Source organism: Pistricoccus aurantiacus, from assembly GCF_007954585.1.
In the GTDB taxonomy this organism is placed as follows: Bacteria; Pseudomonadota; Gammaproteobacteria; order Pseudomonadales; family Halomonadaceae; genus Pistricoccus; species Pistricoccus aurantiacus.
This window is the reverse complement of the sequence record NZ_CP042382.1, coordinates 227,106-250,684: the sequence shown is the minus strand read 5'-3', so window position 1 is coordinate 250,684 and position 23,579 is coordinate 227,106. Positions and strand designations below refer to the sequence as shown.

The 23,579-nt window shown below is 62.5% G+C and carries 24 protein-coding genes; 7 read left to right on the top strand and 17 right to left on the bottom strand.

All coding sequences use genetic code 11. The annotated features are described in order from the left end of the window. Nucleotides 1–76: 76 nt before the first annotated feature. The 3 genes from rsmB to def form a co-directional block, all read right to left on the bottom strand. The gene (gene rsmB / locus FGL86_RS01155; protein WP_147182880.1) at nucleotides 77–1,408 is read right to left on the bottom strand and encodes a 16S rRNA (cytosine(967)-C(5))-methyltransferase RsmB; all 1,332 of its coding nucleotides are present in this window, start codon (nucleotides 1,406–1,408) and stop codon (nucleotides 77–79) included. After that, a complete protein-coding gene (gene fmt / locus FGL86_RS01150; protein WP_147182879.1) occupies nucleotides 1,405–2,388 on the bottom strand; it encodes a methionyl-tRNA formyltransferase in 984 nt (327 codons plus the stop codon). Before fmt ends, rsmB begins: the two co-directional genes overlap by 4 nt. Before the next feature lie 106 nt (nucleotides 2,389–2,494). Next, nucleotides 2,495–3,007: a peptide deformylase gene (gene def, locus FGL86_RS01145; RefSeq protein ID WP_147182878.1), complete on the bottom strand. Its 513-nt coding sequence runs from the start codon at nucleotides 3,005–3,007 to the stop codon at nucleotides 2,495–2,497. 263 nt (nucleotides 3,008–3,270) lie between these two features. Here def and FGL86_RS01140 point away from each other — a divergent pair, with 263 nt between their 5' ends. From FGL86_RS01140 to aroE, 5 genes are all read left to right on the top strand, one after another. Continuing rightward, a complete protein-coding gene (locus FGL86_RS01140) occupies nucleotides 3,271–4,353 on the top strand; it encodes a LysM peptidoglycan-binding domain-containing protein (RefSeq protein ID WP_147182877.1) in 1,083 nt (360 codons plus the stop codon). Between the two features lie 86 nt (nucleotides 4,354–4,439). Beyond that, a complete protein-coding gene (dprA, locus tag FGL86_RS01135) occupies nucleotides 4,440–5,507 on the top strand; it encodes a DNA-processing protein DprA (protein WP_342780062.1) in 1,068 nt (355 codons plus the stop codon). 54 nt (nucleotides 5,508–5,561) lie between these two features. Further along, on the top strand, nucleotides 5,562–6,179 hold the full coding sequence (gene tsaC / locus FGL86_RS01130; protein ID WP_147182875.1) for an L-threonylcarbamoyladenylate synthase type 1 TsaC: 618 nt from the start codon (nucleotides 5,562–5,564) through the stop codon (nucleotides 6,177–6,179). A 44-nt stretch (nucleotides 6,180–6,223) separates the two neighbouring features. Beyond that, a complete protein-coding gene (gene hemF / locus FGL86_RS01125) occupies nucleotides 6,224–7,174 on the top strand; it encodes an oxygen-dependent coproporphyrinogen oxidase (RefSeq protein ID WP_147182874.1) in 951 nt (316 codons plus the stop codon). Then, nucleotides 7,171–8,007, top strand: coding sequence for a shikimate dehydrogenase (aroE, locus tag FGL86_RS01120; protein WP_147182873.1), 837 nt, complete (start codon nucleotides 7,171–7,173; stop codon nucleotides 8,005–8,007). The genes hemF and aroE overlap by 4 nt, the downstream gene beginning before the upstream one ends. On the opposite strand, the gene FGL86_RS01115 is transcribed toward aroE, so the two are convergent. Continuing rightward, nucleotides 8,008–8,808 (bottom strand): M48 family metallopeptidase, encoded by an 801-nt coding sequence (locus tag FGL86_RS01115; RefSeq protein WP_147182872.1) that lies wholly within the window; start codon nucleotides 8,806–8,808, stop codon nucleotides 8,008–8,010. 160 nt (nucleotides 8,809–8,968) lie between these two features. On the opposite strand from FGL86_RS01115, the gene FGL86_RS01110 reads away from it, so the two are divergent. Further along, nucleotides 8,969–9,832 carry an ATP-binding protein gene (locus FGL86_RS01110; RefSeq protein WP_147182871.1) on the top strand — a complete coding sequence of 288 codons (864 nt, stop codon included), beginning with the start codon at nucleotides 8,969–8,971 and terminating at the stop codon, nucleotides 9,830–9,832. A 174-nt stretch (nucleotides 9,833–10,006) separates the two neighbouring features. Beyond that, nucleotides 10,007–11,077, top strand: a complete 1,071-nt coding sequence (locus FGL86_RS01105) for a type II asparaginase (protein WP_147182870.1) — start codon at nucleotides 10,007–10,009, stop codon at nucleotides 11,075–11,077. Nucleotides 11,078–11,115: 38 nt separating this feature from the next. Here the strand turns inward: FGL86_RS01105 and der are convergent, their stop codons facing one another. The 13 genes from der to cysE form a co-directional block, all read right to left on the bottom strand. Then, nucleotides 11,116–12,519: a ribosome biogenesis GTPase Der gene (gene der, locus FGL86_RS01100; RefSeq protein ID WP_147182869.1), complete on the bottom strand. Its 1,404-nt coding sequence runs from the start codon at nucleotides 12,517–12,519 to the stop codon at nucleotides 11,116–11,118. Next, nucleotides 12,516–13,664: an outer membrane protein assembly factor BamB gene (gene bamB / locus FGL86_RS01095; protein ID WP_147182868.1), complete on the bottom strand. Its 1,149-nt coding sequence runs from the start codon at nucleotides 13,662–13,664 to the stop codon at nucleotides 12,516–12,518. The genes der and bamB overlap by 4 nt, the downstream gene beginning before the upstream one ends. Next, nucleotides 13,661–14,392, bottom strand: coding sequence for a YfgM family protein (locus FGL86_RS01090; RefSeq protein WP_147182867.1), 732 nt, complete (start codon nucleotides 14,390–14,392; stop codon nucleotides 13,661–13,663). Before FGL86_RS01090 ends, bamB begins: the two co-directional genes overlap by 4 nt. A 55-nt stretch (nucleotides 14,393–14,447) precedes the next feature. Continuing rightward, nucleotides 14,448–15,737, bottom strand: coding sequence for a histidine--tRNA ligase (hisS, locus tag FGL86_RS01085; RefSeq protein WP_147182866.1), 1,290 nt, complete (start codon nucleotides 15,735–15,737; stop codon nucleotides 14,448–14,450). Nucleotides 15,738–15,764: 27 nt separating this feature from the next. After that, nucleotides 15,765–16,883, bottom strand: coding sequence for a flavodoxin-dependent (E)-4-hydroxy-3-methylbut-2-enyl-diphosphate synthase (gene ispG / locus FGL86_RS01080; protein ID WP_147182865.1), 1,119 nt, complete (start codon nucleotides 16,881–16,883; stop codon nucleotides 15,765–15,767). Nucleotides 16,884–16,893: 10 nt separating this feature from the next. Continuing rightward, on the bottom strand, nucleotides 16,894–17,862 hold the full coding sequence (locus FGL86_RS01075) for a RodZ domain-containing protein (protein ID WP_147182864.1): 969 nt from the start codon (nucleotides 17,860–17,862) through the stop codon (nucleotides 16,894–16,896). 28 nt (nucleotides 17,863–17,890) lie between these two features. Then, nucleotides 17,891–18,649, bottom strand: a complete 759-nt coding sequence (gene pilW / locus FGL86_RS01070; protein ID WP_147182863.1) for a type IV pilus biogenesis/stability protein PilW — start codon at nucleotides 18,647–18,649, stop codon at nucleotides 17,891–17,893. Nucleotides 18,650–18,764: 115 nt separating this feature from the next. Beyond that, nucleotides 18,765–19,883 (bottom strand): dual-specificity RNA methyltransferase RlmN, encoded by a 1,119-nt coding sequence (gene rlmN, locus FGL86_RS01065; protein ID WP_186764453.1) that lies wholly within the window; start codon nucleotides 19,881–19,883, stop codon nucleotides 18,765–18,767. Between the two features lie 66 nt (nucleotides 19,884–19,949). Then, nucleotides 19,950–20,378: a nucleoside-diphosphate kinase gene (gene ndk, locus FGL86_RS01060; RefSeq protein ID WP_147182861.1), complete on the bottom strand. Its 429-nt coding sequence runs from the start codon at nucleotides 20,376–20,378 to the stop codon at nucleotides 19,950–19,952. Nucleotides 20,379–20,521: 143 nt separating this feature from the next. Further along, nucleotides 20,522–20,848 carry a HesB/IscA family protein gene (locus FGL86_RS01055; protein WP_147182860.1) on the bottom strand — a complete coding sequence of 109 codons (327 nt, stop codon included), beginning with the start codon at nucleotides 20,846–20,848 and terminating at the stop codon, nucleotides 20,522–20,524. Between the two features lie 36 nt (nucleotides 20,849–20,884). Then, on the bottom strand, nucleotides 20,885–22,033 hold the full coding sequence (locus tag FGL86_RS01050; RefSeq protein ID WP_147182859.1) for an aminotransferase class V-fold PLP-dependent enzyme: 1,149 nt from the start codon (nucleotides 22,031–22,033) through the stop codon (nucleotides 20,885–20,887). A 28-nt stretch (nucleotides 22,034–22,061) separates the two neighbouring features. Next, nucleotides 22,062–22,541 (bottom strand): Fe-S cluster assembly transcriptional regulator IscR, encoded by a 480-nt coding sequence (gene iscR, locus FGL86_RS01045; RefSeq protein WP_147182858.1) that lies wholly within the window; start codon nucleotides 22,539–22,541, stop codon nucleotides 22,062–22,064. A gap of 89 nt (nucleotides 22,542–22,630) precedes the next feature. Further along, nucleotides 22,631–23,458: a serine O-acetyltransferase gene (cysE, locus tag FGL86_RS01040; protein WP_147182857.1), complete on the bottom strand. Its 828-nt coding sequence runs from the start codon at nucleotides 23,456–23,458 to the stop codon at nucleotides 22,631–22,633. Between the last annotated feature and the right edge of the window lie 121 nt (nucleotides 23,459–23,579).

The following is a 23,579-nucleotide window of genomic DNA, read 5'->3' as shown; positions in this document are numbered from 1 at the left end:
ATGCTTTGGCGAGGAAAAGACCCTGATCTTTCGATAGTTGCTTCGGACAAGAGTCGCTTCAAACAAGGCGTTTATATCAAGCGCTGGCTTTTGCGATAAGCGCATAGTAGAAACCATCGTGACCGTCGGGCTGGGGCAGCAGCTGGCGCCCGGGATGCGTCCGGCGCCCCCAGGGTAGATTCTCCGGAGTGATTTCCCGGGCATCCGAAGTGCAATCCAGGAAATCGCGTATCTGATCGGCGTTTTCCCGAGGCAGCACGGAGCAGGTGGCGTAAAGCAGCGCGCCTCCCGGCGCCAGGGTTTGCCACAGGGCATCGAGAATCGCTCCCTGGCGCCCGGCGAGATCCTCGATATCGTTCGGGCGGCGCAGGCGCTTGATATCGGGGTGGCGGCGAATCACGCCGCTGCCGGAGCAGGGCGCGTCCAGCAGGATAGCATCGAAGGCCTGGCCGTCCCACCAGTCGAGGGTACTGGCGTCCGCGGTTTTCAAGGTGGCCGTCAGGTCGAGCCGGTCCAGGGTTTGCTCTACTCGGGTCAGACGCTGGGGATCGTTGTCCAAGGCGGTCAGCTCGAGATCAAAAGCTTCCAGCAGATGAGCGGTCTTGCCGCCCGGGGCGCTGCAGGCGTCCAGCACTCGGGCCCCGGGTCGATCCGCCAGCGTCGGCGCCAGCAGTTCCGGCGCCAATTGCGCGGCCTCATCCTGCACGCTGACCAGACCTTCATTGAATCCCGGCAGCGCCTCGACCTCGCAAGGTGACTCCAGCGTCAGGCCCTGCGGTGCGTAAGCGCAGGGCCGGGCCTTTATCCCTTGGTTCTCGAGGATTTCCAGATAGGCGTTGCGAGTATTGAGCCGCGCGTTGACTCGCAGGGTCATCGGGCCAGGCAGGTTGTTGGCTCGGGCGATGTCCTGCCAGTCCTGGGGCCAGGCCTGGCGCAGCGCATCGAGCAGCCAAGGCGGATGCATCAAGGCGACGCTGGGCTCTTGATCGACCCGTTCCTGCAAGGTGTCCGCTTCCCGCTGCAGCCGGCGCAGGCAGCCGTTTAGCACCCGAGTGGCCCAGGGCTTGTTCAGGGCGCGGGCGGCCCCGGCGGTTTCGCCCACCGCGGCGTGCGCCGGCACCCGCAGATAAAGAAGCTGGTAGATGCCCAGCAGCAGCAGCGCCTGAACGTCCGCGTCTCGAGCCTTGAAGGGCGTTCTCAATAGCGCCGCCGCCAGGGCTTCCAGACGGGGCAGGGTGCGACAGACGCCATAGCAGAGCGCTCGCAGCAGGCTGCGATCTCGTGGCGCGACTTGTCGAACGTCCAGGCCGGCCAAGGAACCGCGACCGGTCAGCACCGGCACCAGGCTGCGGGCGGCGCTGGCGCGCAGGGCTTCACCGCTGCCGGGGTTAACTGCGGGTTTCTTCATGCCCGATCATCCTCGGGTGCGCCGAGTCGTTTACCCGCTGTAAAGCGTTCGCGGCGGGAATTGAGCAGATCTCGGGCAGCCAGCGGCTTGCCCCCGGGCAGTTGTGCTCGGGTGACATTCAACACTTCGTCGCCTCTGGCGCCGCAGGCGATACGCAGGGCCTGGCCACTCGTCGGTAGCAGGGTACCTGGAGCGGTGGCGGAATCATCGTTTGCGACGCCGGCTTCGGCGAGCCACAGGCGCAGCGGCTCGCCGTCAAGCCGCGTCCAGGCCACCGGCCAGGGATTGAAGGCACGTATCTTTGCGGCGAGCCTGGCGGCGGGAAGGGTGAAATCCAGCGCCGCTTCCGCCTTGGACAGCTTGGCGGCATAGGTAATGCCTTCTAGCGGTTGCGGCGTTGCCGGGAGCGAGGCTTGTGCCAGGGCGTTCAGGGCGGTAACGAGGGCTTCGCCGCCGAGAATCGCCAGACGATCGTGCAAGTCACCGCCGGTGGTGGTTGCAGTGATCGGGATGCGCTGTTCCAGCAGCATCGCGCCGGTATCGAGCCCGGCGTCCATCTGCATGATGGTGATGCCGGACTCCCGATCTCCCGCTTCGATGGCGCGCTGGATAGGCGCCGCCCCCCGCCAGCGGGGCAACAGGGACGCATGCACATTCACGCAGCCCAGCGGCGGAATCTCCAGCACCGCTTGAGGAAGCAGCAGGCCGTAGGCGGCCACTACCATGATATCCGAGTCGAAAGCAGCCAGTTCCGCCTGAACCTCCGCCGTCTTGAGGGACGCCGGCTGCCTGACGGGCAAATCGTGATTCAGGGCCAGCGCCTTGACCGGGCTCGGAGTGAGCTTGCGCCCGCGACCGGCAGGACGGTCGGGCTGGGTGTAGACCGCCACTACCTGATGGCGGCTATCGAGCAGCGCCGCCAGGCTTACCGCGGCGAAAGCCGGCGTACCGGCAAAGATGACGCGCAGGGATCGGGACATGGGGCCTCGGTCAAGAGCTCTCTACTCAGGCTCTCTGTAACGACAACACAGCAAGAAGGGCCGCCATGATAGCCCATGGCGGCCCCGGTTTCAGCGACGGCGACAATCAGGCGTCTTGCAGCTGGCGATGTCTCTTCTGCATCTTCTTCAAGACCCGTTCGCGCTTGAGCGGCGACAGATAGTCGACGAACAGCACGCCCTCCAGGTGGTCACACTCGTGCTGAATACAATGGGCCAGCAGGCCGTCCGCCTCGAGTTCATAAGCCTCGCCGTTGCGATCCAAGGCGTTTAATTTGACCCGCAGTGCTCGCGGCACCTCGGCGTAGTATTCCGGAATCGACAGGCAGCCTTCCTGCATGGGTTCGCGCTCATCGTCCAGAGGCACATAGCTCGGGTTGATCAGCACCAGCGGCTGGTTGCCTGCCTCGCTGACGTCCATCACGATCACGCGACGATGAACGTCTACCTGAGTCGCCGCCAGTCCGATTCCCTTGGCGTCCGTCATGGTTTCCAGCATATCGTCCACCAGCCGACGAATCTCGTCGTCGACAACGTCCACGGGTACCGCCTTGGTGCGCAGGCGCTCGTCGGGAAATTCCAGGATGGTTAATTTAGCCATAATGTTTCAATCACCGTTTTTACGGTCATCAGGGATATACCTCTATTGTAGTGGGCGGGACAAGGGAACGGAACCGCCGTCTCGTCATGGCTTCCATAGTTGAATGCTATCGGAGGGGTCCTGTGAGTAAATTCTCGAAATATTGTTTATGTCATCCCTCTTCTATCGGTGCGCTCAGCCGATAATATGGCTACACTTAGAATTACAATTTGTAACATCATAGCGCGATACAGCACGCCGCCGAACAACGAGGAATGGAAAACATGATCGAAGGTATCAAAAGGCGAGCGCTGATACGGGGAGGCGCGGCGCTGACGAGCCTGCTGATGGCGTTGCCGAGCAGCGCCCAGTCGCTGGTTTACGCGGGGCTCAAGGAAAACGCGCCGCAGCGCTATACGGTAGTGCGCGGTGATACCCTGTGGGATATTTCCGGACGCTATCTTCGCCATCCCTGGCTATGGCCGGAACTCTGGCAGGTCAATTCCCAGATCGACAATCCCCACCTGATCTATCCCGGCGATACCATTGTGCTCGAGGACTGCAACGGGCGCCCCTGCCTGATGCTCGAGAAAGGGCGTGAGGTCGTAAAGCTTTCCCCGGATATTCGGCGCATCCCGCGTCGGGAAGCCGTGGCGCCGCTCCCCCTGGAAAAAGTGCGTCATTTCCTCGATGAATACCGCATCCTGGGAGACGACCGGACTACCGGCGACTTCGCTTATGTAGTCGCCGGTGACGATCGGCAGGTGATCAGCGGGGCCGGGGATACGGTCTACGCGCGGGGAAATCTGACACCGCGTCAGGCCTATGCGATCTATCGCCCCGGTGAGCGCTATGTGGCCGCCGGCGGGGAAGTGCTGGGTCGAGAGCTGATTCAGGTTGCCACGGGTCGCCACCAGGCCAGCCAGGGCGACATCGCTACCCTGACGCTGGACACCTCGCGCCAGGAAGTCAGCAGCGGCGATCTGGTGCTGCCCCTGGTTCCGGTGATGCGTGCCGACGAGTTCGAACTCCGTGCGCCGTCTCGACCCATCGATAGTCAGATCATCGCGGTGCCCGGCGGCGTGCGTTTCGCCGGACAGCGTCAGGTCGTGACCCTGGACGCCGGTGCTCGAAGCGGTCTCGCGGCGGGGCAGGTGCTGAAAGTCGTGCAGCCTGGTGAAATGGTCAGCGATCCGCGCAGCGATGAAATCCTGCAGCTGCCCGCCGTCGAGGCGGGATTCGTCATGGTGTTTCAGGTATACGACAAGCTCAGCTACGCGCTGGTCATGCAGACCTCGCGTCCCTTGTCCGTTGGCGACAGGCTGCGTAATCCGGATGCGAACGACCTGCTGGTGGCAAACCCCTGATCGAATCCGGTAAGCGTATTCCGATGACTCCTCAAGACTGGCTGATACTGTCGCTTCTGCCCAACCTAGGACCCAGGCGCCTCGCGATGCTGAGAGCAAAGCGACCCGTCTGGCCGCAGGGCTGGCTGGCGCTGCTGCCGGAAGCGCCACGCCGAATGCTGCGGCTATGGCTCGAACAGCCGGACCGTAACCCTTTTCAATCCGAAATTACCGCCTTGAAAAGATGGCTGGCACAGGACCGGAATCATCATTTTCTGCATCCCGGCCATCCGCACTGGCCGGTACTGCTCGACGAGATCGCTGATCCACCCGCGGTGCTATGGGCCAAGGGAGATTTGAGCGCCTTGTCACCACCGCGAGTCGCCATGGTCGGCTCCCGACGGCCGACCCGAGACGGGCTCAACAATGCCGCTGCCTTCGCCCGGGGCCTGGCGGAGCGCGGTTGGTGTGTGGTCAGCGGCCTGGCGCTGGGAGTCGACGGCCAGGCGCAGCAGACGGCGCTCGACGCCGGAGGCGTCAGTATCGCGGTACTCGGCTGCGGCGTGGATGTCATTTATCCACCCCGCCATGCGAGGTTGTATCGGCGCCACCTGCAGGATGGTGGTCTGCTGCTCTCGGAGCATCCGCCGTCCACCCCGGCCCGGGCGGCTTTCTTTCCCCGGCGCAATCGTATTGTCACCGGGCTATCCCTCGGCGTGCTGGTAGTGGAAGCCGCTCACAGAAGCGGCAGCTTGGTCAGCGCCAGGCTTGCCATGGAACAGAATCGCGACGTGCTGGTCCTGCCGGGCTCCCTGCATAATCCTCAGGCCCAGGGCTGTCTAGGGCTGATTCGTCAGGGCGCCACCTTGGTGACCCGCGTCGAGGAATTGATCGACGAACTCGAGCACTGGCAGGCAAACCCCATGCTTTCGTTTCCGCAAGCTTCCGGCGGTACGGCGTCTGCCACTCACGCTAGCTCGCAAGCCCCTTCTTCCTCCGTCTCCAGCGATCCCCTGCTGAATCTGCTCAGCGACGTGCCGACGCCTCTGGATGCGTTGCTCGCGCTGACCGGCAAGGACGTCAGCGCCTGTCAACTGCGGTTGCTCGAACTGGAACTCGAGGGGGTCGTCGCTCAGGTCAGCGGGGGCTGGATACGCCTGGCTTCCCTGGCGTGATCGCTGACATGATAGAATCCGCCGGTGACTCACTGGCATGGATCTTGACGTTCGATGGCGGATCAGCAAAAGGCGCAGCCGAAGCAAGCCTCCAGGATCGAAAACAGCGCGGCGGATAAAGACGCTCAAGCGCTGAACGCTGCCGTCGCCGCGCTGAACCGAGGTGAAACCATTGCCTATCCCACGGAAGCGGTGTGGGGGCTGGGCTGCGATCCGGACAATCCCCAGGCTCTCGAGCGCTTGCTGACACTCAAGCAGCGTGATCCGGCCAAGGGCATGATCCTGATCGCCGGTGACATCGACCAGCTCGACCCCTGGCTTGCGGGAATCACGCCTTCTCAGCGCGAGACGCTGCTCGCCAGCTGGCCGGGACCGCATACCTGGCTGGTGCCGGACAACGGTCGAGCGCATCCGCTGCTTCGCGGCGAGCATTCCCAGGTAGCTCTCAGGCTCAGCGATCATCCGCTGGTGGCGAGGCTGTGCCGCGCTTTCCGCGGGCCGATCGTTTCCACTTCCGCGAATCTTGCCGGCGGCTCTCCAGCACGGACTTCCGCGGAGGTGCGCGCGGCCTTCGGTCAGCGGGTCGCGGTCATCCTTGAAGGAGAGCTAGGGCGGTATCCTCGCCCCAGCACGATTCATGAGCTCACCACCGGGCGAATACTACGCCCCTGAGCCAGTCGGCAACTCCAAATCCAGACATTTACATGGGAGGCTTCGTGGCCCACACACAGCTTGAACCGGTCAAGACTTACCTGATGGATCTACAGGAAAGACTCTGTCAGGCGCTGGCAGAAGTGGACGGTGAAGCCGGCTTTCGCGAGGATGCCTGGCAGCGGGAAGGTGGCGGTGGTGGCCGCTCCCGGGTGATCGAGAACGGCGCGGTGTTCGAAAAGGGTGGGGTCAACTATTCTCACGTCTTTGGTGAGGAATTGCCGCCTTCCGCCACCGCCGCCCGCCCGGAGCTGGCCGGGCGCAGCTTTCACGCGGTGGGAGTTTCCTGGGTGCTGCACCCGCAAAATCCTCATGTGCCTACAAGCCACGGCAACGTGCGCTTCTTTATTGCCGAAAAACCTGGAGCGGAGCCGGTCTGGTGGTTCGGCGGCGGCTTCGATCTGACGCCGTTCTATCCGGTGTTCGAGGACGTGGTGCACTGGCATCGAGTGGCCCGGGACGCCTGCACGCCCTTCGGCGAAGCGGTCTATGCGCGCTACAAGGACTGGTGCGATGAGTATTTTTATCTGCGTCACCGGGATGAGACCCGCGGTGTCGGCGGACTGTTCTTCGACGACTTGAACGAAGGCGGCTTCGATGCCTGCTTCGATTTTCTCAAGGCCGTCGGCGACAGTTTTCTTCCGGCCTACCTGCCCATCGTCCAGCGTCGGCGGGGCACGCCCTGGGGGGAGCGGGAGCGCAATTTTCAGCTCTACCGGCGCGGGCGCTACGTGGAATTCAACCTGGTCTGGGACCGCGGCACCCTGTTCGGTCTGCAAAGCGGCGGGCGCACGGAGTCGATTCTGATGTCCATGCCGCCGGTGGCCCACTGGCACTATGCCTGGACGCCGGAGCCGGATAGCCCCGAAGCGCTGCTGTACCGGGATTACCTGCATCCTCGGGACTGGCTGTCGGAAGCCGAAGAGCTGGGGAAAGCCGAAGGAGCAAGCCGATGACGGATCACTACTGCGTGTTCGGCCATCCGGTGAATCATTCGAAGTCACCGATGATTCACGCGGCCTTCGCCGAGCAGACCGGCGAGGATCTGGAATATAGCGCCATCGAAGCGCCTCTGGAGGACTTCGCCGGCGCCTGGAAGCGTTTCGTTGCGCAAGGGGGGAAAGGCGCCAACGTCACCGTGCCTTTCAAGGAAGACGCCTTTCGCCTGTGCGACAGCCTGAGCGATCGTGCCCGGCGGGCGAAGGCGGTCAACACGCTGATATTGGAAACGGATGGCCCGACGCAGAATGGTAGAATCCGAGGCGACAATACGGATGGCCTGGGTCTGACCCGGGATCTGGCGCATCATCGAGTCACTGTGGAAGGCGCGCGTATTCTGGTGCTGGGCGCCGGCGGGGCGGTGCGCGGGGTGCTCGAACCGCTCTTGCAGGCGAGGCCGAAAGCGCTATTCATCGCCAACCGTACGCCGGAGAAGGCCGTCCAACTTGCTGAAGATTTTCGCGATCTGGGCGAGATCGCCGGCGGCGGTTACGCGGAAGTCGAAGGGCGCTTCGACTTGGTCATCAATGGCACCAGCGCGAGCCTGGGCGGGACGTTACCCCCTCTGGCGGAAACCGTTTTCGCGCCCGGCGCCACCGCCTACGATATGCTCTATGGCGCCGAACCCACGGTATTTCTGCGCTGGGCAGCCAGACAGGGCGCTCGTCCTCTGGACGGCCTGGGCATGCTGGTGGAGCAGGCAGCGGTCTCCTTCCAGCTGTGGCGCGGCAAGCGCCCGGATACACAAGTGGTGCGCGAGCGCTTACGTCAATTGCTTGATGAAGGATAATCAGGGTTGGCGGCAGTTGGGCCGCTTGCCGCGATCCTGGGCCTGGTTGTAGCTTGCCAGGGCCTCGTTCATGCCGGCCTGCAGGCCACCGATCCGCTGGCCGTGGCTGGGGTGGGTGGACATCCATACCGGCGGCTGGCCGTTACCGGCCTGGCTCATGTTCTGCCAGAGATCGATACTGGCCCGGGGGTCAAATCCCGCATTCGCCATCAGCCTGAGGCCGATGGTGTCCGCTTCGCTTTCATGGCGTCGAGAAAAGGGCAGCAGCACGCCGTATTGAGCACCAGCGCCCAGCAGCCCCATCAGCTGTTCGCCCTGCGGTCCTTCGAGGCCGGCGGCGGATTGCACCACGGAAAGCCCCAGTTGAGTAGCGGATTGGGTGGAAGCACGTTCATTGGCATGTTGGGCCAGCACATGACCGATTTCATGTCCGATGACCGCGGCAAGCTGATCCTGGTCGGTGGCGATCTTCAACAGGCCGGTATTGACGCCGATATAACCGCCGGGCAGGGCGAAGGCGTTGGCGGCGTCGTCCTTGAACACTCGCACCTGCCAGGGCTGGGCGCGCTCCTCCGGAGGAAGCTCCTCGATCAGCGCTTCCGCGACGCATTCCACGTAGCGCAGCGGCGCGCCGTTAACCGTGGGCAGCTCTTTTTGATATTGCTCGAAGGCCTGAGCGCCCATCTGATCAAGCTGCTCGTCCGGGAAGAAGGTCAGCCGCTGGCGACCGGTGGGAGAACTGGAGCAGGCCGCCAGCGTCAGGCACAGAACGCCAATGGCAAAATGATGAAGCCAACGCATGCAGAAGATTCCTTTAGGATGAATGACGAAAGGCGAGTCAGGATTTCGCCACAAGATACCCGGATATGATGACAGGTCAACCTGTCCTAGAGGGATTCTAACGGATGCGCAAGGTAAGTGAAGCGCCAATCGACAAGGGTGAAACCCTAAGGAGCAAGCCTTGGACGAGGAATTGACACGACGCCTGCTGGGGCTGCTGGACCGGGCGGAGCACTGGTTGCCGGCACCGCCGCCGCCTCTTGACTGGCAGCGGGATATCGCGGCCCTGTGGCAGCGCCATGCTCTGGGGGGCAATCTGGTGCCGGTGGAAGTGCGCGACGCCCTGACCCTGGACGATCTGCTGGGGGTGGAGCGTCAGAAGCAGGCGCTGTACGCCAATACCCGAGCCTTTCTGCAGGGCCTTCCGGCCAATCACGCGCTGCTGTGGGGCGCTCGCGGTAGCGGCAAGTCTTCCCTGGTGCGGGCGCTGCTCAATTCCCTGGCACATGAGGGGCTACGGCTGATCCAGGTGGATCGTCACGACCTGATCGGTCTGCCGGTATTGGTGCAGCAGCTCAGGGATCAACCCCAGCGTTTCGTGGTGTATTGCGACGACCTCTCCTTCGAATGCAACGACGATGCCTACAAGGCGCTGAAAAGCGTACTGGACGGTACCCTGACCGGACCGCCGGACAACGTGCTGCTGTATGCCACCTCCAATCGCCGCCACCTGCTGCCGGAATCCCTGACGGACAACGAATCCACCCGGTTGTTGGACGATGAGCTGCATCATGGCGACGCGGTGGAAGAAAAGATTTCCCTGTCGGATCGCTTCGGGCTATGGCTGGCGTTTCACTCTTTCAACCAGCAGACCTACCTGGACACCTGCGCCCACTGGGTTGCCAGTATTGGCAACGAGGATGACTGGAACGCCAAGGCGCGAGAAGAAGCGCTTCGCTTCGCCACTCTGCGCGGCGGGCGCAGCGGTCGCGCCGCCTGGCAGTTCGCCTGTCAATGGGTCGGGCAGCAGCGGCTGGATAGCTAGGGTGCCGAGAGCAATTGCCGGTTCGGAACCTATGGACGTCATGGCTTCGGAAACGCGACTAGACTGAGTGCTCAAGACCCTGATGTTTTTCGATAAGAGAGCATCGTCGATTCTGGGCTATTCCTGTATGCAAAGGCATACGCTCGGCAATAATCTGAAGCGGAGTGCATCGAAATGAACGTTTCACTTTTTCCACGTCTGGCATTGTTTACCGGATGCGTAGCCCTGGTCCTGAGCATCGACGCTCTGGCGGCCGATCTGCCCTCGATCAAGATAATGGCCACCGGCGGTACCATCGCCGGGCGCGGCGCCTCCGCCACGGAGGCTGGTTACGAAGCCTCCGAGGTGGCTGTCGATGAATTGATACAGAATGTGCCGGAGATCAGCGACATCGCCGATGTCAGCGGCGAACAGGTTCTCCAAACCTCGAGTCAGCACATAACGCCGGAGGACTGGCTGACGATCGGCAAGGCGGTCAATCAGGCGGTTGCGGACGATGGGGTCGACGGGGTGGTGATCACTCATGGCACCGATACCATGGAGGAAACCGCCTATTTCCTGCATCTGACCGTACCCAGCGACAAGCCGGTGGTACTCGTTGGCTCGATGCGTCCGGGCACCGCCATGAGCGCCGATGGCGCCATGAACCTGTTCAATGCCGTGGCCCTGGCAGGCGCTCCGGAAGCCCGAGGCAAAGGCGTGCTGCTGACCTTGAACGAAACGGTCTTCGGTGCGCGGGACGTGACCAAGGGCAACACCACCAATCCCGCTACTTTCGAAGCGCGTAACGCTGGCCCCATGGGCAGCGTCTTCTTCGGTGAGGTCAATCTCTACGAGGCGCCGATCCAGGCTCATACCGCCGAGAGCGAGTTCAAGATCGACGAACTTGAATCCTTGCCTCAGGTGGATATCCTCTACGGCTACGCTGGCGACAGCAGCCATCTGGTGGAGGCCGCCGTCACCTCGGGCGCCGAGGGCATCGTGTTCGCCGGGGTCGGCAACGGCAATTTCCATCCTGAGGTGGAGGCAGCGCTAGCCAAGGCGCGGGAAGAGGAAGTCGCCGTGGTTCGCAGCGCTCGAGTGGGCAGCGGCCACGTGACTCTCGACGCGGAGGTGGATGATGAGAAATACGGTTTCGTGGTGGCGGATGACCTTAGTCCGCAGAAGGCTCGCGTTCTGCTGACACTCGCGCTGACCGAAACCAGCGAGCCGGCGCGGCTGCAGGAAATCTTCTTCAAGTATTGATTTGAGTACCGGGATAGCCCGCAAATGAGCAAGACGGCCTAACGCCGGCTCTTGCGTGCTTCCCTGGTGCGGGCCAGTTCACGCTTCTTGGCTTTTTCCCGGTCGCTGGCGTCCGCGTTGCTGTCGAAAGGGTTGTGGCCGGAGCGGAATTCGAAGCGCATCGGCGTACCGCGTACCTTGAGCACTCGGCGAAAGGTATTGGTCAAGAAGCGCTTGTAGGCTTCCGGCAGGGCGCCGGTCTGGTTGCCATGTACCACGATGATCGGCGGGTTGCTCCCTCCTTGATGAGCCATACGCAGCTTGATTCGCCGGCCGTGCACCAGCGGCGGCTGATGCTCGCTGACCGCGTCCTGGAGGATGGTGGTCAGACGGTTGGTGGACCAATGGCTATGGGCGGAGTCGAAAGCGCGACGAATTGAAGGATAGAGATCCCCCACCGCGGTGCCGTGCAGGGCGGAGATAAAATGCAGTTCCGCATAGTCCGCGAAGCCCAGCCGCCGTTTGATATCCGCACGCATCTTGTCCCGGGCCTCGCTTTCCAGGCCGTCCCACTTGTTGACCGCCAGCACCAGGGCGCGGCCGGAACTCAGCACGTAGTCCAGCAGGTGCAGGTCCTGCTCCACCAGGCCGGTGCGGGCATCCAGCACCACGATCGCCACATGGCATTCCTTGATCGCCTCCAGGGTCTTGATGATCGAAAACTTCTCGGCGATCTCGCTCACGTTCTTGCGACGCCGCACCCCGGCGGTATCCACCAGCACGTAGGGCTTGCCTCGGCGCTCGAAAGGGATCTCGATGGCGTCCCGGGTGGTGCCGGCCTGGTCGAACACCACCACCCGATCCTCGCCGAGCATGCGATTGACCAGAGTGGACTTGCCCACGTTGGGGCGACCGATCACGCCGATGCGGATGCCGTTGCTCAGATCCGTCGGCGCGGCGTTCTCCTCGCGCTCCGGAAACGGTGCCAATACTTGGTCGATCAGGGTGGTGACGTTGCGCCCATGAGCAGCGGCGATGGGCCAGGGATCTCCCAGGCCCAGGCTCCAGAAGTCCGCGATGGCGAGGCTTTCTTCCAGGCCATCGGTCTTGTTGACCACCAGCCAGGTCTTCTTCTGATTGACCCGCAGATGATTGGCGATGGCCTCGTCCGTGGCGCTGAGTCCGGCCCGGGCATCCACCAGGAACAGCACGATATCCGCCTCGTCGATGGCCAGCAGCGACTGCTCCGCCATGGCGGCGTCGATGCCCTGTTCATCGCCGCTGATCCCGCCGGTGTCGATCACCGTGTAAGTCTTGTTGCCAAGACTGCCGTTGCCGTACTTGCGATCCCGGGTCAGCCCCGGGAAGTCCGCCACCAGCGCGTCCCGAGAGCGGGTCAGGCGATTGAACAGGGTCGACTTGCCCACGTTGGGGCGTCCGACGAGGGCGATGACAGGATTCATGGAGTGCGGATCTCGAGAGCGTCCAGCTCGCCGTCGTTGGCCAGTGCGTAGATACGATTTTCATCCGTGAGTGGACGCAGGCTGATGCCGGAGCCGTCTACCTGGATACGCCCCTCCAGACTGCCGTCGCTGCGATCGAGAACGTGTACATAGCCCTCGAAATCCCCCAGCACCAGCTTGCCGCTGGCCAGGGCCGGGGCGGTCAGCTGGCGACCTTCCAGCACGTCGCTTTCCCACCGGGGTTGACCGGAGATGGCGTCCAGCGCCAGCACGTGGCTTTCGTCGTTCACCACATACAGGGTGTCGCCCACCAGCAGCGGCGAAAGATAGCTGGAGATGGCACGTTCCCACATGAGCTGGCCGCTGGTGGCTTCCAGTGCCACCAGCTTGCCCTGGTAGCTGGTCACGTAGAGACGACCGTCCTGAGTCAACACCGGCTCGCCATCCAGGTCCACCAGACGCTCGACTTCACTGCGCCCCTGAGGCACCGCGAGACGCTGATCCCAGAGCGGCTGGCCGGTGCGATTGTCCAGGATCACCAGACGACCGTTGGCCAGGCCGACGAAGGAAACCGGCTCGACCACGCTCGGAGTGCCGGTACCCCGCAGGCTGAGGGACGGCTCGCTGCTGGTATAAACCCAGGCCTCCTGACCGGTGGAGCGGTCCAGGGCGGTGACGCTGCCGTCGACGCTCTGCACCACCAGCAGCGATGAATTGGCCTGAGGCGGCGCCAATACTTCACTGGCGACGCGGGAGCGCCAGAGTACCTTGCCGTTCGCCTGATCGATGGCCAGTACCTCGCCGTTGCGAGTGCCGAGGTAGACGTTGTTTTCCAAGGCATTCAGACCGCTGGAAATCGGCGCATCGAGTTTGATCACCCAGTGTTTTTTGCCGCTGATGGCGTCAAGGGCATACAGATTGCCCCGCGCGTCCCCGGCAAAAAGCGTATTGCCGTCCAGGGCAGGGGCGATAGGGTAGCGTGCTCGACCCAGGCCGCTGCCGATATCCTCGCTCCACAGGCGTTTGAAGCTGACGGTTTCATTGAAATCCGTCAGTTCCTTGGGAGGAACCTGAGGCTCCACTTTGCCGGCGCAGCCCGCCAGCAGCGACAGGCCCAGCGCGGCGATCAACAGTATCGGTTTCATCGGGAACTATCCTTGGCACCGGAATTATCGGAAGCGGCGGGGGTAGTGGAAGCGGCGGAAGTCTCGAGCGTTTCGGGGCTTTCCAGCGTGCCCAAGTTGTCGAGCTTGAGTTGCGTGCCGAACAGCGGCAGATCGCTCTGCTCCGCCAGACTCAATGCCCGGCGATAGGCCTGACGCGCCTCATCGGGATGATCCAGCGCCATTTGAGCATCGCCGCGCAGATCCGCCTGCTGCGCCGCGAGCGCGGACGCGACCTCGCCGTCGAGAATGTCCAAGGCCTCCTCGGCCTGGTCAACTGCCAGCAGCAGACGCGCCAGACGCAGCCCGGCCAGATCCGCGATATAGGGTTGATTCGTGGAATCGATCAGTTCCCTCAGCAGGGCTCGTGCCGCATCGTTATCCTGCTGATTGACCAGCAGCCGCGCCTGGATCAAGACGGCGAGATCCGCGTAAAGCGTCTTGCCGTGTTCGTTTCGCAGACTGGTCGTCAGGCTTTCCGCCTCGCTCAGGGCGCCTTCGTCCAGGGTCTGCTGGCCGGCCAGGGCAAGCAGTTGCTGGTAGCGAATCGATGCCGTCTCCGCCTGATTGGCCTGATAGTTCTGCCAGGCCTTCCATCCCAGGATGACCGCCGCGGCGATCGCGACGCCGGCAATCAGCGAGACGGCGTTCTCCTTCCACCAGCGCTTCAGCGCTTCGACCTGTTCTTCCTCGCTTCTCAGCTCCGCCACGGGCGGTCTCCTCTTGCATGGGAATGGCCTAACGAGCCTGTTGGTTGACAGAACCCTAGGCGGATATATCCAGTAACTCGATCAGTTCGGCGGCCAGCTCCTGCCGTGGCAACGTCTGCTGGTCGCGATCTTCTCGGAGCCATTTGACGGTCACCGCGTTTCTGGCGAGTTCATCCTCACCAAGCAGCAGCGCCAGGCGAGCGCCGCTCTTGTCGGCTTTTTTCATCTGGCTCTTGAAGCTGCCGCCGCCGCAGTGAACCTGAATGCGAAGCGTCGGGCAAGCGTCCCGCAGGGTTTCCGCCAGCAGCAGGACGCTTTTGGACGCCGCCTCGTCCATGCCTATCATATAGGCATCCAGGCGAGGGCACGCGTCTTCGGGGACCAGCGCCAGGGTGTCGAGCAGCAGAATCAGCCGTTCGACGCCCATGGCGAAGCCCACCGCCGGGGTCGGCTTGCCGCCGAGCTGCTCGACGAGACCGTCATAGCGCCCGCCGGCGCATACCGTGCCCTGGCTCCCCAGGGCCGTGGTAGTCCACTCGAAGACCGTGCGTGAGTAATAATCCAGGCCGCGCACCAGCCGCGGGTTGATCACGTAGGAAATTCCCGCCGCGTCGAGTATCCCGCACAGGCGCTCGAAATGCTCCCGGGAAGCGCTGTCGAGATGATCGAGCAGCTTGGGCGCAGCTTTCAGCATGGGCGCCATGTCCGAGTTCTTGGAATCCAGGATGCGCAGCGGATTGCTTTGCAGGCGGCGTAGGGAGTCCTCGTCCAGTACGGCCCGATGGTCCTCGAAGTAGCTCACCAGGATATCCCGATAGGCGGCGCGAGCGTCGCTGGAGCCCAGGGAATTGAGTTCCAGAGTGACGTGCTCCCTAAGCCCAAGCTGTTTCCACAGCCGAGCGGAGAGCAGAATGACCTCCGCGTCGATATCCGGCCCTTCCAGGCCGTAAGCCTCGATGCCCACCTGATGAAACTGGCGATAGCGGCCTTTCTGGGGTCGCTCGTAGCGAAACATCGGCCCCTGATACCACAGGCGCTGAGTCTGGTTGTGCAGCAGCCCGTTCTCCAGGGCCGCTCGCACGCAGCTGGCGGTGCCTTCCGGGCGCAGGGTCAGGCTGTCGCCGTTGCGATCCGCGAAGGTGTACATCTCCTTTTCGACGATATCCGTGACTTCGCCGATGGAACGCGCGAACAGCGCGGTCTGTTCCAGCACAGGCGTACGGATTTCCGCATAGCCATAACGTTGCACCAGCTGGCGCATCTGGCCTTCAAAATACTGCCATTGCGCAGACTGCTCCGGCAGCAGGTCGTTCATGCCACGGATGGCCTGGATCTTGTTGCTCAAGCCCTTCTCCTCATGCTTTCCCTCGACTTATTCCGTCGCGCGGGCGATGACGTCCTGCTCCGCTTGCTGCTTCTGGCGTATCTTGTCGCGGATCAGCGCTTCCAGATCGTCCACCAGGTGCTCGTTGCGCAGCTTGCTGGCGGGCTTGCCGTCGATATAGACGAGGTTGTTGGGGCTGCCGCCGGTCAGACCGAGATCCGCTTCCTTGGCTTCTCCGGGGCCGTTGACCACGCAGCCGATCACTGCCACGTCCAGAGGAGTGGTGATGTCCTCGAGCCGCTCTTCCAGGGCGTTCATGGTGCCGATCACGTCGAAGTTCTGTCGCGAGCAGCTGGGGCAGGCGACGAAGTTGATGCCCTTGGCCCGCAGTCTGAGGCTCTTGAGCATGTCGAAGCCGACCTTGATCTCTTCCACCGGGTCCGCGGCGAGGGAGACACGGATGGTGTCGCCGATGCCGTCCATCAGCAGCATGCCCAGGCCGATGGAGGACTTGACGGTGCCGGAGCGCAGGCCGCCGGCCTCGGTGATGCCAAGATGCAACGGCTGCTCGATGCGTGTCGCGAGCTCTCGATAGGCGGCTACCGCCATGAAGACGTCGCTGGCCTTGACGCTGACCTTGAAGTCCGGGAAGTCCAGGCGCTCCAGATGATCGATATGGCGCATGGCGGATTCCACCAGCGCCGCGGGCGTCGGTTCGCCGTATTTCTTCTGCAGATCCTTTTCCAGGGAGCCGGCGTTGACCCCGATACGAATCGGAATGCCGTTGTCCCGGGCGGCGCTGACCACCGCGCGGACCCGATCTTCCCGGCCGATATTGCCCGGATTGATGCGCAGACAGTCGACGCCCAGCTCCGCCACCCGCAGCGCAATGCGGTAGTCGAAATGAATATCCGCCACCAGCGGAATCTCCGTCTGGCGCTTGATGCGACCGAAGGCTTCCGCCGCGTCCATGCTGGGCACGGAGACCCGCACGATATCCGCGCCGACGTCCTGCAGGCTCTTGATCTGAGCGACGGTGGCATCGACATCCAGGGTGTCGGTATTGGTCATGCTCTGCACGGAGATGGGCGCATCGCCCCCCACTGGCACCGAGCCGACATGAATCTGGCGCGACTTGCGTCGCTGAATTGGAGAGGGTGAGTGCATAGGGGCTAGATCATTCTCCCAGGGTGAAACGAGCGACATTGCCGGCGCCGGCGATACGCGCAAGATCCACGGCTTCGCCGCGATAGCGTAGCTCGACGCCGTTGGCATTGCCCACGGTCAGGCGAAAAGGCGGTTCACCCTCGACCTTCGCCTGAGTATCCGGGGACTGTAGACCGATCAGGATTCGCGTGCCGGTGGCGTCCACCACCTCGGTCCAGGATTCCTTGTTGAAAGTGAACGCCAGCGCCCGATTGTCTTGAACGGCGGCGGGGGGCGTGGTTTCCGATGGTGCTTCCGGCGTCGAGGTCGCCTCTTGTGATTCCGCCGCTCCAGCGCCTTCATCCGAATTCGTCGCGGCGCGCCCGTCATTGGAAACGGCGTCGCTTTCGTCATCTGGCGCTGTCGCGGCAATGCCCGCCCGTGATGTAGCGGTGTATGGGGGGGATATCGGAGCAGCAGGCGCCGCTTCGTTCTGTGGGGGTTCACCGCTGATGATGGTAGTGCCGTCCAGGGTGTCCACCGTTACCGGCTCGTTGGCGTCGAGAGTCGCGATAGGCGCCCGTTCCCGATCCTGCCACCAGAAGACCAGCAGCACCGCTAGCCCCAGCGCAATCAGCATTCCGGCGATAGGAAACAGCCAGCCGAGCAGCCGAGAGGGCGGGCGAACCGCTTGTGCCGGCGCCACGTGCTGCACCGTTTCGGTTTCGCCGAAGCGCAGATTGTAGGCATGAATGATCGGCGCTGCGTCGATGCCCAGAAGACGAGCATAGGCGCGCAGGTAGCCGCGGCGATAGGCGGCAACCGGCACTTCTACATAGTCGTCGTTTTCCAGGCCGCGTACGACCGCCGGGCGTAGATTCAGACCGGCCGCGGCTTCCTCCAGGGAAAGCCCTAGCGCCTCGCGCTCCTGATGAAGCAGCTCTCCCGGCGACGCCTGGGACGACATGGCGAAGGCTTGATTGTCGTGCATGTCGCTCATGCGATGCCCCTCGCTTGGGCAGCGTGAATCAAGGTGAAACCGATTGCAGCAGGCGGGAATAATGCTGAACTTGTTCCTGATTCCCTTGCGCCTGGGCAATATCTCGCGCCAGAGTCAGGTTGTTGCGATTCGCCCCCGCCAGGCGAATATTCTGTGCGATCAGCGTCTGCGCTCTATCCTGATTGCCTTGCTGGTGTTCGAGCTGGGCCAGCAGGAAGTAACTGCGCGGTGCTCGCGGGTTGATTTCCTGAGCGCGCTGAAGGCTTTCTCGTGCTGCGTCGATATTGCCCAGCGCTTCCTGACACTGGCCTAGGTTAGCATAGAGCTGGCCCCGGTTAGGATAGTGGACGTCCTGGCTTGCCTGCTGCAGTTCGCGACAGGCCTCGGCGGTCTGGCCGGTATCGTAAAGGAAGGCGGCGTAGTTATTGCGCGCCTGGGTAAAGTTCGGCTTCGCCGACAGCGCCTGCTGGAAGTATTGTCTGGCCAGGGCATTTTCGCCCTGACGCTGATAGACGATGGCCATGGCCTGCAGGGCCTGCGCATCCTCAGGCGCCGATTCGAGCGCTCGATTCAGCGCCTTCATCGCCCGAGGCAGGTTATTGCGCTCGAGATAGGCCAGACCCAGTTGAGTATAGGCGCTGGAGGGCGATTCGCCGGAGGAGTCGTTGATGGTGGGCGCTGACGTCGAGGTACGCTGGGTTTGACTGACGCAGCCGCTCAGCAGCAGCAACGCCAGCAGCGCAAGGATCCAGGGCATGTTCTTGTCGTGGCGTGACGCGATGATCATTTTTTCCTCGCAGGCGAAAAAAGCTTCTTGTTAAGTGACGGACAGTCTGTCGCGGCCAGCTTGGTGCGGACGGCCAGTCGTGGACGGCCAGTCAAGGCCAGTCCGGTGCGGATTATCAATCGGCGTCGAGCTGTATGGACTGGATATAGCGTGCATGACGCTTGGTGCGATCCTTGACCCGCCCGACCAGCTGACCGCAGGCCGCATCGATATCATCGCCCCGAGGATGACGCACCATCGCCGTGTGGCCGAGTTCGTGAAGCCACTGCTGAAAGCGCATCACCTGATTGCGAGAGGGACGCTCGTATCCGGAATATGGAAACGGATTGAAAGGAATCAGGTTGATCTTGCAAGGCAGTTCCGCCAGCAGTTCCGCCAACTGCCGAGCGTGTTCCTGCTGATCGTTGATGTCCTTGATCAGGGTGTATTCGATGGTGACCGTATGCAAGCCCTCGCTCTTGTCCAGGTAACGCTGACAGGCATCGAGCAGGGTGCGAATGTTGTACTTGCGATTGAGCGGTACCAGCGTATTGCGCAGCTCATCCGTGGCAGCGTGCAGGGAAATCGCCAGGCTGACGTCGATATCGTCGCCGAGACGATCGAGCATCGGGACCACCCCGGAGGTGGAAAGTGTCACCCGCCGCTTGGATATCCCGTAGCCGTTGTCATCCAGCATCAGCTTCATCGCCGGCAGCACGTTTTCGTAATTCAGAAGCGGCTCGCCCATGCCCATCATCACCACGTTGGTGACTGGGCGCAGGTCTGCATGAACCCCGCCGCCACTTCTGGTGGCGACCCATACCTGGCCGATGATCTCGGCGCTGGTCAGGTTGCGCTGGAAGCCTTGCTTGCCGGTGGAACAGAAGCTGCAATCCAGAGAGCAGCCGACCTGGGACGATACGCAAAGCGTTCTGCGTCGACCGTTTTCCGCGGGGATCAGCACGGTTTCCACGAAGCTGCCGTCTTCCACTTCCAGCACCCACTTGCGAGTGCCATCGTTGGAGGTACCTTCATAAACCACACCGGGCCCACGAATTTCCGCCACTTCCGTCAGGCGCGCGCGTAGCGCCTTGGACAGATTGGTCATGGCGTCGAAATCGTCGCAGCCTTCGTGATGGATCCACTTCATGACCTGGGCGGCACGAAATTTCTTTTCGCCCAGGGACACGAAGAAGGCTTCCATCTGTTCCCGGGTCATGCCCAGGAGATTGCTGCGTGGGGAGGCGTCGGTCATGGGGGGTCGTCGAGATCGGTGAGCAAGACGCGGACCTTGGCCCGCGTGGGAAGGCATTTGGCCCGTTCAGCCGCGAGGGCAGATTTCATCATCGTCAAAGAAGTAGGCCACTTCACGCTTGGCGGAATCGCTGGAATCGGAGCCGTGCACCGCGTTGGCGTCGATGGACTCGGCGAAATCGGCGCGAATGGTGCCGGCTTCGGCTTCCTTGGGGTTGGTGGCGCCCATCAGTTCGCGGTTCTTGGCGATGGCGTTTTCGCCTTCCAGCACCTGAACCATCACCGGACCGGAGATCATGAATCCTACCAGGTCACCGAAAAACGGGCGTTCCTTGTGTTCCGCGTAGAAGCCTTCCGCCTTTTCCCGGGAAAGGTGCAGCATCTTGGCGGCCACGATCTTGAGCCCGGCGTTTTCGAAGCGGCGATAGATGTCACCAATGGCGTTCTTGGCAACGGCGTCGGGCTTGATAATGGATAACGTGCGTTCGGTCGCCATTAAGAAATTTCTCCATTCAGGGTAAAAAAAGAAACAGTGAGTAAAAACTAGCCTGAGCTCGAAGGCGCGGATTATACCGCTTCGAGGGAAAGACGAACAATCGTCATAAAACCTTTGCAGCGAGCCGCTGAAGCTCTCAACGCCTAGACGGTGAAACTTTCCCCGCAGCCGCACTGGTCCGTGACATTGGGATTGTTGAAGCGGAAGAAGCGGTTGAGGCCTTCCGAGACGTAATCCACCTCGCTGCCGTCGAGCATTTCCAAGGCTTCCGGGTCGACGTAGACCTTGGCGCCATGCTCCTCGAAGGCGGCATCCTGAGGATGAGTCTCATCGGCGAAATTCAGCACATAGCTGTAGCCGGAGCAGCCGCTGGGCTTGACGGAGACACGTAGCCCCAGGCCTTCGCCACGCTCTTCGAGCACGCGATGGATCTGCTTGGCGGCAGCGGGAGTGATCGAAAGATGTGCCATGACACTTGCCTCCTGAATCGTTGATATATGAGTAGCCTAACCTCTAAGGCCAGTGACCGCCTGGCGAAGTTCCGCCGCGGCGGTATCGATGTCTTCTTCGCTGGTATGGCGACCAAAGCTGAAACGGAGGGACGCCAGGGCGCGAGCTCGGGGTACGCCAATGCCCTTGAGCACATAGGAAGGCTCGACGCTGGCGGAGTTGCAGGCGGAACCGGTGGAAATCGCCAGCCCTCGCAGCGCCATCAGCAGCGCTTCGCCGTCCACCCCGTCAAAGGCCAGATTGAGAATATGCGGCACGCTGGTTCGAGTGTCCGTATTGCAGTGCAGTTCTTCAAGCCCTTCGAGACCCTGCAGGAAGCGCTGCTGCAAGGCTTTTATGTGTGCCTGATCCGATTCAAGGCACTGCCCCGCCAGGGCGAAAGCTTCTCCCATGCCGACGATCTGATGAGTCGGCAGGGTGCCGGAGCGCATGCCCCGCTCGTGGCCGCCGCCGTGAATCAGCGGTTCCAGGCGGATATCCGGACTACGGCGCACGTAAAGCGCGCCGATGCCCTTGGGTCCGTAAACCTTGTGAGCGGACAGGGACAGCAGGTCGATATCCGAGGTTTTCACGTCCAGCTCGATCTTGCCGGCGGCCTGGGCGCCGTCCACATGGAATACCGCGCCCCGGGCGTGGATCACTTCCGCCAGCGCCGCCAGCTCGTTGCGGCTACCCAGTTCGTTGTTTACCGCCATCAGCGATACCAGGATCGTGTCGTCTCGCAGCGCCTGCTGGAGCTGCTCCGGGGTGACGCGGCCATCCGCTTCGGGAGTCAGCCAGGTAATCTCGAAGCCTTCCGTTTCCAGAGCGAGTGCCGTATCCACCACCGCCTTGTGTTCGATGCAGGAAGTCACCAGATGACGTCCCCGGGCGCGGTTGGCACGCATGAAACCCGTCAGCGCCAGGTTGTCCGCTTCCGTGGCGCCGCTGGTCCAGACGATTTCTCGCGGGTCCGCCTGGATCAGATCCGCTACCTGGCGCCGGGCATTTTCCACCGCCTGCTCCGCCAGCCAGCCGGACATATGACTGCGGGATGCGGGATTGGCAAAGATGCCGTCCGCGGTCAGGTAGCGACTCATGGCTTCCGCAACGCTCGGGTCGACCGGCGTGGTAGCGGCATAATCCAGGTAAATAGGGATGTTCATGGGCGCATGCTCAATAGGACGGGTCGCGCTAGCAGGGCGATACGAGGATGGTAGAGGCGCTTTCGCGATGATCGATCCCGCGCTGGCGAGCGGCGATAAACTGGATCTCCTGTCGTCGCACCAAGGAGGCCAGACTGGTGCCGGCGAGAAAGTCGTAAATCTCCCGAGACAGATCGCACCATAGATAGTGAGTCAGGCAGGTGTCGCCCTGCTGACAGTCCGCCTGGCCTTGACAGCGAGTCGCATCCACGGTCTCGTCGACTGCCTCGATGATTCGCGCCACGGAAATGTCTTCAAGCGACATCGCCAGCCGATAGCCACCGCCGGGGCCGCGCACGCTATCCACCAGTCCCGCCCGCCGCAGCCGCGAAAACAGCTGCTCGAGATAAGAGAGCGAGATTTCCTGACGTCGTGACACGTCCGCCAGGCTCGTAGGCTCGCCGTTGTCATTGAGCGCCAGGTCGAGCATGGCGGTAACGGCGTAGCGTCCTTTGGTGGTTAAACGCATGATGTGACGCGTCTTGTGATCGGGCGCATAAGTGGAGTCGCGAATCGAACGTTAGGCGCCATTATGGAAAACCCGAGTGGCGCGGTCAACTATTGTCGCTGGCGCTGCTTTGGCGACTCCACCGGCGCGCAGGGGCTGTCGTCGTCATCGAAAATACCCTCGAAATCCTCTTCTCGCAGCTGGGGCAGCTGGCCGCCACGATAGCTGGCATCGAGCTGGCGCAAGGTCTTGCACATCTGCTCGATGCGCCCGTCCACCGCGTGCATGTGGTCGAACATGGCCTGCATGGAGCGGGCCACCGGGTCCGGCATGTCCTGGGTGACGCCGTAGGCGTCGAAGCCGAATTTCTGGCGAATGGCTTCTCGGTGGGCCGGGTCGATGTCCGGCGCCGGTGAATCCGGCTCGGCTTGCTTGACGATCTTTCCCGGGATGCCCACTACAGTGGCGCCTGCCGGGACCTCCTTGGTGACCACCGCATTGGAGCCGATCTTGGCCCCGGCGCCGACGCTGAACGGCCCGAGGATCTTGGCTCCGGCGCCGACGATGACGCCGTCTTCCAGGGTGGGATGGCGCTTGCCCTTGTTCCAGCTGGTGCCGCCCAGAGTAACGCCCTGATACAGAGTCACGTCGTCGCCCACTTCGGTGGTCTCACCGATCACCACGCCCATGCCGTGATCGATGAAGAAACGCCGACCGATCTTCGCCCCGGGATGAATCTCGATACCGGTCATCCAGCGGGCCAGGGTAGACAGCGTGCGGGCCAGCCACTTCAGGTTGCGTCGCCATAGCCAGTGGCCGAGACGGTGAGCCATCAACGCATGCAGTCCCGGGTAGTTGGTCAGCACCTCGAGGACGTTGCGCGCGGCGGGATCGCGACTGAATACGCTGTCAATATCTTCGCGTAGGTGACGAAACATGCGGTGTATCCTGATTGATGAGGCGATTGACGGCGAACGCCGAGCGACCGGCAGCGGGTGACAGGTAGTGCCTCATATTATTGAGGCGCGAGGGGCTCCCTGCAAGGCGCGGACTCAGAGT